Origin of the sequence: Rhodopirellula islandica (assembly GCF_001027925.1) — a bacterium.
Classification (GTDB): Bacteria; Planctomycetota; Planctomycetia; order Pirellulales; family Pirellulaceae; genus Rhodopirellula; species Rhodopirellula islandica.
In genome coordinates, this window is the sequence record NZ_LECT01000054.1 from 238,848 (window position 1) to 252,731 (window position 13,884).

General features: G+C 58.3%; 10 protein-coding genes. 2 read left to right on the top strand and 8 right to left on the bottom strand.

Features of this window, described 5'->3' with window-relative positions; translation table 11 throughout:
- Positions 1 to 13: 13 nt before the first annotated feature.
- From RISK_RS26875 to thpR, 3 genes are read right to left on the bottom strand one after another with little or no spacing between them, the layout of a single operon-like run.
- A complete protein-coding gene (locus tag RISK_RS26875) occupies positions 14 to 541 on the bottom strand; it encodes a DUF4112 domain-containing protein (protein ID WP_047817397.1) in 528 nt (175 codons plus the stop codon).
- 47 nt (positions 542 to 588) lie between these two features.
- On the bottom strand, positions 589 to 1,677 hold the full coding sequence (tsaD, locus tag RISK_RS26880; protein ID WP_047817398.1) for a tRNA (adenosine(37)-N6)-threonylcarbamoyltransferase complex transferase subunit TsaD: 1,089 nt from the start codon (positions 1,675 to 1,677) through the stop codon (positions 589 to 591).
- A complete protein-coding gene (thpR, locus tag RISK_RS26885) occupies positions 1,674 to 2,243 on the bottom strand; it encodes an RNA 2',3'-cyclic phosphodiesterase (protein ID WP_047817399.1) in 570 nt (189 codons plus the stop codon). The genes tsaD and thpR overlap by 4 nt, the downstream gene beginning before the upstream one ends.
- 123 nt (positions 2,244 to 2,366) lie before the next feature.
- Here thpR and RISK_RS26890 point away from each other — a divergent pair, with 123 nt between their 5' ends.
- On the top strand, positions 2,367 to 3,299 hold the full coding sequence (locus RISK_RS26890; RefSeq protein WP_236696749.1) for a YheT family hydrolase: 933 nt from the start codon (positions 2,367 to 2,369) through the stop codon (positions 3,297 to 3,299).
- 104 nt (positions 3,300 to 3,403) lie between these two features.
- On the opposite strand, the gene RISK_RS32390 is transcribed toward RISK_RS26890, so the two are convergent.
- Positions 3,404 to 3,706, bottom strand: a complete 303-nt coding sequence (locus RISK_RS32390; protein WP_047817400.1) for a hypothetical protein — start codon at positions 3,704 to 3,706, stop codon at positions 3,404 to 3,406.
- Between the two features lie 46 nt (positions 3,707 to 3,752).
- Positions 3,753 to 6,614: a 2-oxoglutarate dehydrogenase E1 component gene (locus tag RISK_RS26900; protein WP_047817401.1), complete on the bottom strand. Its 2,862-nt coding sequence runs from the start codon at positions 6,612 to 6,614 to the stop codon at positions 3,753 to 3,755.
- A 273-nt stretch (positions 6,615 to 6,887) separates the two neighbouring features.
- Here RISK_RS26900 and RISK_RS26905 point away from each other — a divergent pair, with 273 nt between their 5' ends.
- The gene (locus RISK_RS26905; protein ID WP_047817402.1) at positions 6,888 to 8,681 is read left to right on the top strand and encodes an ABC-F family ATP-binding cassette domain-containing protein; all 1,794 of its coding nucleotides are present in this window, start codon (positions 6,888 to 6,890) and stop codon (positions 8,679 to 8,681) included.
- A 76-nt stretch (positions 8,682 to 8,757) separates the two neighbouring features.
- Here the strand turns inward: RISK_RS26905 and RISK_RS26910 are convergent, their stop codons facing one another.
- The 3 genes from RISK_RS26910 to RISK_RS32760 all read right to left on the bottom strand — a co-directional run bounded on the left by RISK_RS26910 (position 8,758) and on the right by RISK_RS32760 (position 13,873).
- Positions 8,758 to 11,871, bottom strand: a complete 3,114-nt coding sequence (locus tag RISK_RS26910; RefSeq protein WP_047817403.1) for an FG-GAP-like repeat-containing protein — start codon at positions 11,869 to 11,871, stop codon at positions 8,758 to 8,760.
- A 178-nt stretch (positions 11,872 to 12,049) separates the two neighbouring features.
- On the bottom strand, positions 12,050 to 13,279 hold the full coding sequence (locus RISK_RS26915; RefSeq protein ID WP_047817462.1) for a DUF1559 domain-containing protein: 1,230 nt from the start codon (positions 13,277 to 13,279) through the stop codon (positions 12,050 to 12,052).
- Positions 13,280 to 13,699: 420 nt separating this feature from the next.
- Positions 13,700 to 13,873, bottom strand: a complete 174-nt coding sequence (locus RISK_RS32760; protein WP_053061320.1) for a hypothetical protein — start codon at positions 13,871 to 13,873, stop codon at positions 13,700 to 13,702.
- Positions 13,874 to 13,884: the final 11 nt, after the last annotated feature.

A 13,884-nucleotide genomic window follows, 5' to 3' on the forward strand; every position in this document is an offset into this window, starting at 1 on the left:
CGGTTCTGCCCGATTATTCCTGCCCACTTGCTTGGAACAAGCTCATGATCGCGTTGATGCACCAGACGAAGATCATCACCATCAATCCCAGCAGGATGATCAGGGTGATCACGATGGCCATCAGGATCGGCCAAATGCTGCGGCGATGTTTGTCCTCGACGTAGTACTCCCGCAACAACAGCAAGTTGCGGTGGTTGGCTTTGTAGAACAAGTCAAAGAGGTTGCCCAAGATGGGAATGGTTCCGACCAAGGCATCCAGGCCCACGTTGGTGAGCATCCTCAGCACCAGCCTTGGGCTGGCACCATTTTTCGCCATGGTTGCGATCAAAATTCCGGAAAGACCCATGCTGATCGCATCGCCGGCACCGGGGACGAGGCCGAGAAGGAAGTCCAATCCGAAACGCACCTTCGTTCCGGGGATGCGAAAGCGGGTGTCCAGCAAACGGCTGTAGCGATCGACCCAACGCAGCGATGGATGGCTGAGTTGCACCTCCGTCAGGACAGCCGATTCACCGGTGAGCGATTGGGAGGCAGATTTCATGAGCGTGGAGGGGCTGGGGATGGGGCGTTGGATTTTAGCCGGCGTCTTCAGAATCCGCGCTGCAGTCCGGGGGTGATGTCCAAATCCAGCGGTGCGAATTGGTCGGCTTCGTATTTCTTCCAGGCGATCGCTCCCATGACCGCGTTGTCAGTGCACAGGTGCGGTGGCGCGATCCAGAGTTCGAACCCGTCTTTTTCGGCGGCGGCCTGCAGGTCACGCCGCAAGCGTAAGTTGGCAGCCACGCCACCGCCGACGATCAGCCGATTGGTTCCGCTGCCGGGTTCATTGGGACTGGAAGCGTTGCGATTCCTGTGCCGCTTGATTGCCCGACGACATTTTGCGACCAACACATCCACCACGGCAGCCTCGAATGACGCGCAGACGTCTCGTTTGACTTGGTCTGAGATTTCCAAGGTGGAAAAATCTTGCCGACCGGGTCCAGCGATGGCGTACCGAACCGCGGTCTTCAGTCCGCTGAATGAAAAGTTGTCGCCGGGATCGTGGATCATCGAACGCGGGAAGGAGTACGCTTGATCGTTTCCTTCCATGGCGAGCTTGGCGACCTCGATACCGCCCGGAAACGGCAGCGAGAGCATCGCGGCAACTTTGTCGAATGCTTCGCCCGCGGCGTCGTCGATGGTTCCGCCGAGGTATTCCAGTTCGATGGCGGTGTGACAGTGGTACAGGCTGGTGTGCCCGCCCGAAACGATCAGTCCGATTGCCGGGTAGATGTCATCGGGGGCACCGTCGATCAATTGGCACGCGTACAGGTGAGCGTGCAGGTGATTGAGTGCGATGAGTGGTTTGTTCCAAGCCAACGCGAGCGTTTTGGCAGCAACGACGCCGACCAGCAGGGAACCAGCCAGCCCAGGTCGATCGGCCACTGCGATCGCGGTCAGGTCCTCACCGCGGACGTTGGCCTGGTTCATGGCCGTGTCGATCACCGGCAGGATGCGTTCCAGGTGGGCTCGCGCGGCGATCTCGGGAACGACCCCGCCGAATTGTTCATGCAATGTTTCTTGGGTCGCGATGCATTGTCCCAGGACCGTGCCGTCGCGGCGGATCACGGCCGCGGCGGTTTCGTCGCAGGTGGATTCAATGGACAGCAGCAACTCGGGGCCAGTTGCGGCGGTCATAGCTGGACTCGTCCGAGGACGTTGTAGGTTGGCCCGTGTTTTTCTAAAAAGCTGCCAACGACATGGATTTCGCGGACGTTGAACTCGCCCACTTCGTCGTCTTCAAATTCCCGCCATCGATCGATGACTTCTGAATTGGCTCGGCGGCTTCCGCTGCGAGTGCGTCCCACGGTCAGGTGAGGCCGGTAGTCTCGGGGTTCGGGTTTGTAGCCGAGTTCTGCGAAACGTTTTTCGAGATCCGCGACCAAATTGGTCAGCGAGGAGGTGAAATCGTCGACGGCGATGGTCAGCACACGAGGTCGTTCGAGGTCGGGGATGCCTGAGGTACCCTCCAGAACCAAGCCAAAGGGATCCAGGTCGTCGCAAGTTGCTTGCAGTGTGTTGCAAACCGTCGGTATTTCAATGTTGTCGACTTCCCCGAGGAACTTCAGCGTGAGATGAAGATTCTCGTCGGGAACCCATTTGATTCCGTCTCCAGGGCTTTTGGTTTCCGCCATCCAACGCGATGCTGTGCGGGCGAGATCAGATGGCAACGGAATGGCCAAAAAAGTGCGAATGGTTTTCATGAGCGAAAGTTTAACGAGATGACGTTTTCAGTGCATCGGTTCGAACCACCGAGCTTTGTGCCGCATCGTTGGCGTCGAGGGGGGCACTTGCAGACATTGCTTGCACCGCGGGCAACGATGGGGATGATCGAATGGCAAAAGCTATCGACTCAAATCAAATCCGAGAAGCATCGGTTGCCGGTGTCGGAGGGCGACACACTGATCCTGCATGACGATATGCCTGCACCTTGGGTGGAATCTCCTCGGGGCAGCGTGCTGTTGTTGCATGGGATTTGTGGCTGTCACGCGGCCGATTACATGGTTCGATTCACACGAAGGTTGCTGGCGATCGGCGTGCGTGTGTTCCGATTGGACATGCGAGGTTGTGGTGAATCCGTGGCGTTTTGTCGAGGGATCACGCACGCGGGACGAAGCGACGATGTGTTGGCGGCGATCGAGTTCATTGCTTCGTTGACGAGCGATCGTGGGACGCCAATCGGAGCGGTGGGAACCTCCTTGGGCGGCAACCAATTGCTGCGTGCGGCGGGACGAGTCGGGGCCGGTCTGGATGCCCGTCCCTCGTACTGGGATCGTGTCGGGCCGATCGTCGCGATCGCGCCACCGATCGATTTGCAGGCCTGCAGCGACCGGATGGAGGCTTGGTCCCTGCGTTTTTACAACCACTACTTCATCACTCAGTTGCTTCGACGAGCCAAGTCGACGTTGCAGATGCGGGAGGAGTTGGGCGGTCTGTTGGACGGTCGGGCTCCAAAAACACTTCGTGAATTTGATCGCCGGATCACTGCGCCCATGGCTGGTTTTGCGGATGAGCGTTCGTACTACGCAGAGTCTTCGGCTCATTCGGTGGTGGAACAGATCGATGTGCCTGCGTTGATTGTCACCGCGGCCGATGACCCATTGGTGCCGGTTGATTCGTTTGTCGCTCTTCGCGAGCGGCTTCGCGAATCCACTCGCGTGTTGACGATGCCGACGGGCGGCCACCATGGGTACACCCAGTTGGATGGAACCGCATGGACCGATGAGCTGATCGCGAAATTTTACGACGCGGCCTGGTAAGGCTGGCCGTGCACCTTTTTTGTCCGGTGCCGTTCGGTACGAAGCGTGCGGAAGACGTTCCCTTTGATCTCGATTGGCATTCCCCCCGCACCGGAACACGCTCTTCATGTTGGCACTGCCGCGCGTGCGGAATTGATCCGGGCCCGGGTTCGACGGAAAACGCACGTCCAGTCGCGGAGCGACGGTAGTTGGGGACAGGTCGCAACCACCTGTCGCCGCTCCGCGGCTTGGTTGTTTTCGATGTCGCCGTGGGAGACCTCGGGTTGAAACCCGAGGCTGGCTGATGTCACCGCTCCGCGGTTGCGATTGCCGATGCCGATGCCGATGCCGATGCCGATGCCGATGCCGATGCCGATGCCGATGCCGATGCCGATCACGAGCACGAGCACGAGCACGAGCACGAGCACGAGCGTGGGCGTGGGCGTGGCGACGCAGTCGCAGGCGTTGGTGGGCTCAGTTGACGCCTTCGAAGGCGGCCTGGATCAGGTCGATTTGTTCCAGTTTGTGAGCTGCCATCGACCCCGTGCTGGGGCTGGCTGATTCCGCACGGGTGGCCTTGGTGAACCGGAAGCGAGTGTTGAGCTCGTCCCCGATCTTGAGTTTCAGGTACGGCCACGCACCCATGTTCTCGGGTTCTTCTTGGACCCAGCGGATTTCAGTTCCTTCGGCAAGACCTTCGAATGCGGCGAAGATTTCGCCCGGGGACAGCGGGTAAAGTTGTTCTAGACGCATGATTGGCACGCCTTCGATGTTCTTGTCTGTGCGTTCTTGCAGCAGGTCGTAATAGACTTTGCCGGTGCACAGGAGCAAGCGTTTGGCGTCTTCGAGCGGCACCTTGCGATCTGGCAAGATCTTGCGGAAGCCGCCCTCGGCAACCACGTCCAGCGGGCTGGTGACCTCGGCGTGCCGCAGCAAGCTCTTGGGCGTCAAGACAATCAATGGCTTGCGCCATTTGCGGATGACCTGACGACGAAGCAGGTGGAAGTACTGGGCCGGCGTGGTGGGCTGGCAGATCTGGATGTTGTCTTCGGCTGCCATCGCCAAGAAACGCTCGACACGAGCGCTGCAGTGTTCAGGCCCCTGTCCTTCGAAACCGTGAGGCAGCAGCATGACCAAGCCGGAGAGGCGATTCCACTTGTCTTCGGCACTGGCGATGAACTGGTCCACGATCACCTGGGCGGCGTTCCAGAAGTCGCCAAATTGGGCTTCCCACAGGCACAGGCCGCTGGGGCAATCGAGTGAGTAGCCGTATTCAAAGCCAAGCACACCGGCTTCGCTCAGCGGGCTGTTGAACAGTTCCAAGCGAGCTTGGCCGTCATGCAGGTTCTTCAGCGGGCAATATTCGTTGCCGTCACGCATGTCGTGCAGGACCGCGTGGCGGTGGCTGAACGTTCCGCGTTCGCAATCTTGCCCGGTCAATCGAATGGGGTGGCCCGCATCGAGCAGCGATGCGAACGCGGCGGCCTCTGCTGCGGCCCAATCCAGAGGTCGTTCGCCGCTTGCCATTTCACGGCGTTGCGACATGGGCCGCTTGAGCTTTTTATGAGGCGAGAATCCTTCCGGCAAACGGGTGAGCTTGTCGAGCAATTCGCTCAGTCGCTCGACCGGCATCGTGGTGTCGACTTCGTCGGTGGGTTCCGGTCCGCCGAAGTATTCCATCCAGTTCGCGGCCAGCGTTTGCGTGTCGGGGACAAAGGACTCGTGCTTGCTGGCTGCGAATTCGCTCTCGAGTTTCTCGGTCCGGTCGCGGCTGATTTCGTCGGCTTCTTCTTCCGTGATTTTGCCGAGTTTCAGCAAGCGATTGAGGTACTGTTGCCGGACGCCGGGACGGCGATCAATTTCGGCGTACATTTGCGGTTGGGTGAATCGTGGTTCGTCACCTTCGTTGTGTCCCCAACGACGGTAGGCGTACAGGTCGATGACCACGTCGCGATGGAATTTCTTGCGGAAATCCATGGCCAGCGAGACGACTTGGGCAACCGCTTCGGGGTCTTCGCCGTTGACGTGGAAAATTGGGATTTGCAGCATCTTGGCCACATCGGTGGCGTAGGTGGTGCTGCGTCCCTCGTCGGGTTCGGTGGTGAAGCCGACTTGGTTGTTGATCACGACGTGCAAGGTGCCGCCGGTGCGGTAGCCTTTCAGTTCGCTGAGGTTCAGCGTTTCTTGGACAACACCTTCCCCGGCGAAGGCCGCGTCGCCGTGAATCAGGATCGTCATCACGTCCTGGCGGTCCGTGTCGCCACAATTGTCCTGTTTGCAGCGTGTTCGACCGAGTGCCACGGTGTTGACGTATTCGAGGTGGCTGGGGTTAAAACACAGTGAAATGTGCAGGTGGTCACCCGAAGCGGTCTTCCAGTCGCTGCTGTATCCAAGGTGGTAACGAACATCGCCCCCACCGCGGCTGAGTTCCGGCGTGGGGTCATCGAACGACCAAAAGATGTTCATCGCCCGTTTTTTCAGAATGTTCGCCATCACATTGAGGCGACCACGGTGCGCCATCGCCATGACCACTTCTTTGACTTGATGCTGGCCTGCTTTTTCAAGCGCCAGGTCAATCAGAGGGATCAGGCTTTCCGCACCTTCGAGCGAGAATGTCTTGGCACCGACGAATTTGCGGCGCACGAATTCTTCGAAAATCGTGGCGTCGGCCAGTCGGGTGTAGATACGGCGTTGAACTTCGTGGGACAGGTCCAGCCGATTTTCGGTCGTTTCCATGCGGCGCTGCAACCAATCGCGAATGTTGCGATTGTCGATGTGCATGAACTGGGCGCCGATGCTGCGGCAGTAGGTGGACTGCAGTTTGTTCAGGATGACGTCGAGGGTGCTGCCCGAGACGTTTTCCAGGATGCTGCTGTCAAAGGGGCGCGCCAGGTCCTGTTCGCTCAACCCGTGGCTTCGTGGCGACAATTCGGGGCAGGTGTGTTCGAACAACCCGAGCGGGTCCAGGGTGGCGATCAGGTGACCCCGAACACGGTATTCGCGGACCAATTGGTCCACCCGGTCTTGGATTCGAGCCAGCCAGAGAGCTTGGTCGACATTCTGGTCGCCCGTGGATCCGGTGCGATCGGTCGTGTCGGCAGCGCTTCCGGCTTGGCCTGATGCAAAGGCGGGAGCCACCACAGAGCGTGCTCCCGAGGGCGTTCCGTTGGTGCCAGAGTCACCTTGCACGCTCTTGGGGGGCGAAGCAGAAACGCTTGCGCCAGCTCCTACCAAGAACTGCTCAAAGTATTGACGCCAGGTTTCCGAAACGCTCGACGGATCACGCACGTATTGCACGTACAAGTCGTCGATGTAGTCCAACGAATAGCTATTCATGAGTCCCGCAACGAACCGCCGTGGCCAAGCGAATCGCAAAGGAGGAAGGAAACGTGGAAGGTGGGGCAAGCGTTGACAGGCACGGCTCCAACCGGGGTGCCATTGTCGCGCTGAAGTCTACTGTACGGAACCGATCCCGGGGTGGGTAGGACGACCGGGTGAACTTTTCCTCGGTTCTCGGTACGTTTGACGCGGCGACAAGGTTTTGGGAACGTTTTTCCCAACCGCTTCGTCTTTGTTTGCTCCTCTTTCCGATTTAGAAATTTACTCAGAATGGCCGTTTTAATTCAGCTCCGAGACGCCGAGAAACGGTTCGGCGACCAAGTCTTGCTCGACGGAGCCAATGTGTCGCTGGTGGACGACGTGAAGGTGGGCTTCGTCGGACGAAACGGAGCCGGCAAATCCACGATGCTGCGAATCCTGCTCGGCGAAGAAGATGTCGAACGCGGCGAGGTGATTCACCACCCCAATTTGCGAATTGGCTACCTGCGGCAGCACGATCCTTTTCAGGAGGGCGAATCGGCGCTCGATTTCCTGATGCGTGACAGCGGCGAACCGGATTGGCGTTGCGGTCAGGTTGCCGGTCAATTTGAACTGAAAGGAGACTATCTGGAGGGGCCGGTCAAAGCCCTGTCGGGCGGTTGGCAAACCCGAGTCAAGTTGGCGGCATTGTTGCTGCACGACCCCAACTTGCTGATGCTGGACGAACCCACGAACTTCTTGGATTTGCGGACCCAGATCTTGCTGGAACACTTTCTGCGAGACTTCGGCAAAGCCGCGTTGATCGTCAGTCACGACCGCGCGTTTTTGAAAGCGACCTGCAGTCAAACGCTGGAGCTTTCCCGCGGGCAGCTGACGATGTTCCCCGGGAAAATTCAGGAGTTCCTCGAGTATCGCGATGAGCGCCGCGAGCACGAAAAACGTGTCAATGCGACGGTGCTTGCCAAGCAAAAACAGTTGCAGCGTTTCATCGATAAAAACCGTGCGAATGCGTCCACTGCCAGCCAGGCACGCAGCAAAGCCAAGCAACTCGAACGATTGCAGACGACCGAGGTGGTGGGCGATGAGCCCACCGTCAACATCCGGGCACCGCGCGTTCAGCCGCGGCAGGGGACCGCCGTCCGCTGCGAAGGCCTCGCAATTGGCTATCCGGGGCACGTGGTGGCCGAAGACATTTCGTTGGAGATCGAGCACGGGCAACGAGCAGCGATCGTGGGTGACAACGGCCAGGGAAAGACGACGATGCTGCGGACACTGGTCCACTCGCTCGAGCCCATCGAAGGTTCGATGAAATGGGGCCACGGGATCGAGATCGGCACGTATGCCCAGCACGTTTACACGACGTTGGATGAGCGGCAGACGATTCTCGAGCATCTCGAATACGCCTCGGATCCTGAAACCACTCGCCAAGATGTGTTGGCGATGGCAGGGGCATTGTTGTTCCGCGATGAACACATCCAGAAGAAAATCAAGGTGCTCTCCGGTGGAGAACGCGCACGTGTTTGCATGGCCAGTTTGTTGCTGGGCACGGCGAACGTGTTGGTGCTCGATGAACCGGGAAACCACTTGGATGTCGAAACCGTCGAGGCGCTTGCGGAAGCGTTGAAGCTGTACAAGGGCACGGTGATCTTCACCAGCCACGATCGTCACTTCATGGCCGAAGTCGCCACGAACGTCATCGAAGTCAGAGACCGACGAGTTCGCAACTACTTTGGCAGTTACGAGACCTACTGCGAGGCGGTCGAGAAAGAAATTGACGAAGGCGAACGGGTTCGCAATGCGAACGCCAAGGCGGCGGGGACCGCACCCAAGGCGGGGGCGGCCAAGAGCAGCGGGGATTCACGTCAGGACCAGAAAGAACAACGCAAACGCGAAAAAGAGGTCAAAAACCTGGAGCGAAAAATTGCCAAGCTGGATGACGAAAAGAAGGAGCTGAACCAGAAGCTGCTGAACGAAACCAACCCTGCCGAAGCGGTTCGTTTGCACGATCAAATGCAAGCCTTCGAAACGGAACTGGCGGAAGCGGAAGAGCGTTGGATGGAACTGAGTGCGGACCAGTGGGAGTGAGTGGAGGCTCGCGGTAGGCGAGTCCCACCATCGCTGAGTTCAGACTCCACGGGTCGCGTTCATTGAGCTTCGCGGGTCACTGAGTGCTGCTGGGTTCAACCAACAGCAGTTCGTTTTCGGGCATCGCCAGAGTGAGGTTTTGGGTGATCCCGCTCGGCCAGCGAACTTCCATGGTGACCTCCGAATCGTTGTTCGGAATCGCAAAGGTGAGGGTTGGCTCGTTCGAGCATTGGTATCCCGAACCCGCCATTCGCTGCCGCATCTGTGTTCCGGAACTGCTTGTCACCAGGACGGTTGTGCCGATCGCATCTCGCTCGGAGGAAACGCCAACCACGCGAACGGCCAACGCCTTGGTCACGCGAGGTGTTTGGTTGATCAGCAGGGCCGTGGGGCGGAACAAATCGGTGACGACCAAGTCGGTTTGCCCGTCCCGGTCGGCATCCAGCGTCGCCATGGCGCGTCCCAAACGCGGTTCTTCAAAGTAGGGACCGGCGGTGGATCCAGGGACCCATTGCCATTCATTGTTCCCGTCGATGGCAAACAACTGGGCAGGCATTTCATACTGCACGCCATCGTGTGAGAAGTCATCGATGTGACCATTGGCGATGACCAGTTCATCCATTGCGTCACCATCCAAGTCGATGAATTGGGTTCCAAATCCAAGCATGTCTTGACTGGTCTCAGCCAAGTGAACCGCCTCGGTTGTGTCTTGGAACAATCCCTCGTGAACTTGTTCGTAGAAGGTATTGGATTCGTCGGTGAAGTGAGTGACGAACAGGTCCATGTCGAGGTCCCCGTCTGCATCGGACGCTGCAATCCCCATGGAAGCCTCCGCGGCGGATTGATGGTTGAAGGCGAGTCCGCGAATGGTGGCTTGTTCGTGCAGTGACTTCGACGCCGGTTCAAATCGCCAGAAATGATTCGCGGTCATGTCGTTGGAAATGTAGACGTCCAACCCATCGGCACCGTCAATCTGTCCGACCAGAATTCCAAGCCCGCGACCGGGGTCGCTGTTGGCAAACCAAAGGTCGGTTTGATCCTCAAAGTGAGACGAACCCGTGAGGACTCCACGGTTGCGATGAACACGATCGCGTTCGGCAGGCAAGGTGGTTGGCTGACACGAACGGTATGCCTGGATTGTCTGATCGAGGCAACGTGTTTGATAGGGTGAGGAGGAGCCGCAGTAATTGACTTCGATCAAATCTGCGAGGCCATCGTGGTCGATGTCAGCGATCGCAGTCGACGAACTCCAGGTGTTTCGTGGATCGGTGCCGACGTCAGTTCGAGCTTCGCTGTCGGAAGTCATTGCATCGTCTGGACGATCAAACATCCACCGTGTGACGTTGGTGAAGGTTCCGTCCCCGTTGTTTTGATACAGGGTGTTGATGCCGATGTTTGCGATCAAGCAATCGGGAAAACCATCTGCGTTGAAATCGCCGATGCCGACTCCCTGCGTGAACCCAGTGTCAGCCAAGCCGCTGGCGGAGGAGACATCGATGAAAGTTCCTGCCAAATTGCGGGCGGTGGTGTTGGGTTGGCTGTCGCGTCGACCGGGTGTGCCACCTGCTGCTGTCAGGTGAAGATCGGGCCAGCCATCCAAGTCGAGGTCCAGCACCCCGGCGCCACCCAGACCCGATTGCCACAGCCACAGCCCGTCCTCTGGTCGTGGACGCTGCAGACCAACGGTGTGGTTCAGACCTCGGTTGGCCGCTTCATCGATCAACCGGTACCCGCGATCACGGATTGTACGTGCGGGTGCCGGGCGTTTGGGCGTGTTCGAAGCTTCCAAGGTGGAGCGGTCGTCCTCTGACAGACGCCTGAACCATCCACGCTCCGCCGCCGCGGCGAGTCGCTCTCTGGTATCGGACTTGGTTGGCAACCACTGCGTGTCAAAGGTTTGCCAGGGGGTTTTTCCGGTCAGTTGGCTTCGAGCGGCCGCGTAGGTGTCCTGCAGGTTTTCCGCAGGGTCTTGTGGCAATGCGAAAGCGGCCCGCAGCCAAACCACGGCTTCCCAGTGCCGCCCCAGCGCTTGCAGTTTCTCCGCCACGACAACTGCTAGACGCTGCGAGTTGCGACGCCAGCCAAGGAAACCATCGATGGCGTCTCGCAACTCGTTGACCCGCCCGGCTCGAACCGCCACTTTCTGGCTCAAGTCGAGGTTGCCTGCACTGGCCAAGGCCGCGGTCAGCTTGGTCAGTGCTTCGTGGTGATTCGGGTCCAGTCGCACCGCTTCTGTGAAAGCTGCGACGGCGAGCGAGGAATCGCCGTTTCGGTTCGCCCAGACACCACGAGCCAGCCACACTTGCGGGTGTTCCTCGTAGTCATCTGCAAAGGGTTGGAGGGCAATCTTCTGAAGGGTTTCGGTGTCGTTTTCTTCCACGGCGGCTCGAGTCAAGAAAGCCCAGGCAGGTGTGAATTCAGGGTGCTGCTTGACGACAGGTTTCAGTTGCTCGAGGACTTTTGCCCAGCGATGGTTGTAGGCGTCAAATCGAGTCATCGCGTATTGAGGCCGCAAGTCCGAGGGGTTGAGTTTGAGGGCTTGCTCACACATCTTGTCATCCGCCTGCGGACGCGACGAGTCACTGACGATCACCAGTTCCGAGATACCTGCCTGTCCTCGTTGAATCAGGTATTGCAAGTGCACCATCGCATCCCGCTCCAGCGCTTGACTGATCATCAAACCAAGCAGTGAAACCCTGCGACCAGCATCGTCGGGATGCAATTCCACGCATCGTTTCATCAATTCGATTGTGTCGAAGGTACGGCCCTGTGCCATGTAAGCATGACCGGTCTTCTCGAACAAATCGGCAGCCGGCAGGTCCGAGACTTCGATGGCCGTGTCGAACATCTCAATCGCATCGCTGGTTTCGCCGAGCGCGTTCCAGGCATCGCCGAGTTCTTCGTAGGTGTCGGCGTGGTCGCCCGCGGTGAGCATTGCTTGACGCGAGATGGAACGCAGTGACTGGGGGTCGCGGGCGGCGACCGCGGCCGCGATTTGTCGCCGGAACGAATGGGGATCGGAGTCACTGACCACATCGTGCCGACCAGCGGTGTGTTCCTTGGGAGCTGCATCCGTCTCGATGGAGGCGTGGCCAGCGCTTGATGGCGTAGCATTGGACGGATCACTTGGTCGGCATCCAGGCAGCCAAAGGATCAGAAGAATAAAAGCGAGGTTGCCGCCGAATTTCATGAGGGATCGAAAAACGAGTTGCGAAGCGTACCTGTTGGAGATTACAGCAGAACGAGGGGAAGGAGTTCACGTACAAAGGTACAAACACAAAAAAAACGGGCCCCGAAAGAAATTCGGAGCCCGTTCGAAGTTTGATCGGCGACGATTCGGGATGCTGAACGCACCTCGTCGTCGGATCCTAGAGATCGTCGATGCTGACGATTTCTTTCATGCCACGTGTGCTCAACGCACCCCACAACCCGTAGGGGCTGGCCGAGCCAGGAGCACGGTTTCCGGTTTGACCCAGCATCACCACGCCATTGTGGATGTTGCCCGAGTCGATCGAATCGGTCACGAACCGGACCGCACCATCACCCATCAGCACGTGCACACCACCTTGGTGGCGACTGCTGGGTGGGCAAGCACCGGTGTCGAAGTCGCCTGATCCACCGAAACAGATTTCGGCATTAGGAGGCAAGATGCAGTTGAAGCCGGTGTAGATGATCGGGGTGTCCATCCAACGGAAACCACGTTTCCAATCGGCGTTGCCGGTCCGGATTCCGCTGCTGCCAGTGCCGGCAACATCAGGATCCCAGAATTGGGGGCGGGCGGGGTTGATCCAACCGGCTTGGTCACGGCAGTGAGCAGGGTTGTTGTGAATCGTTCCCCAACCGACTCCATAACGAGCATTGGTCGTGATCGCGTTGTCACCAAGGTCGGTTGCGATCTCACCGCACGCGATGGTATTGGACAAGCCATCCAAGACGTCGCGGAATTTCAGCTGACGACGGTGGTAGAAGAAGCCACGGTTGGTTGCGTTGGCGTTTTGGCCATTGTTGGGAGTCAAGATCCATTTGCCACCACTGTGACGCATGTAACCGTGGTTGACCCAGTCCGTGCTGTCGCCAATGCAAGCGGCGTAGTTGGTCCGGCCGTGTGCTGGTGCACCGCGACCTGGATCACTGGGACAACGGAACGTTCCGACTTCAGTGAACCAAGGACGGTAGGAACCGCCCCAAGGTGCTGGGCCCATGGGTGGGAAACCTGGGTCAATGGCGTTGCCATTCATGTCCAAGTTGTAAGGGTTGCTGATTTGCTCCCAGAGACCTTGTTGCTCGATGAACGGTAGCACGGCGGGCAACCAGCTCAAGCGAAACTTGTTGGTGGTGAACCCGGGGCCGGAACCACCTGGGTCGCCATCAAGGTACGTGCCGCCAGCTTGCTTCGGCAAAGCATTGTAGGCGGAGTGATAGTTGTGAAGGCCCAAGCCAATTTGCTTGAAGTTGTTGCCGCACTGCATGCGACGGGCTGCTTCACGAGCAGCTTGGACGGCGGGCAAGAGCAGCCCAACGAGGACACCAATGATGGCGATGACAACCAGCAGCTCAACGAGCGTAAAGCCGGAAGCTTTTGTTCGGTTTCGAACCATTTCGCGCTCCAAAAGACGAATAGAGAAGAATAGGAGAGTGCAGGAATCAATGGCGAGCGAAAACACTCGCCGGGTCCCTGCTATGTCTTACGGGCGAAGGTTACGAGGATCTAAGGGGGCTTGGAATCGCGTAAGATGAAGCGCAAGGGTAGATGAACGATTCCTTGCGAATTTTGAAGGGGTGTTTGCTGCCTTCTCAATCGGGTGGGGAAGCGGAGGGTGCGTGAAAGGACGGAGTCGTTTGCTGCGAAGGAAAACACACGCGAAATGAGCTTTTTTCCCGGGTGAAACGCAGGCAAGGGATGGGGAGGGTGCGAGTTGCGACGTGGTCGGCGCGGGACAGGCCAGTTGCTCGCGCATGAAAAAACCCAGCACTGAGAGAGTGCTGGGTGGAGATAAAAATTTTTGAAATTTCTGTGACTAGTCTTGCTGCGCGTCTGTGGCAGCATCCATTTCTTGCTCGTACGAACTGTCGTCGTAACTGAATTCAGCAGGCGGTTCAATTTGAGTGGTGCTGTCGTCAGGAGCACAGCCCATGACAGAGAATGTGCCAGCGAATACGAGCAGTGCGAAAAAGGTCTTGGTAGCTTTCATGGTATGGCTCA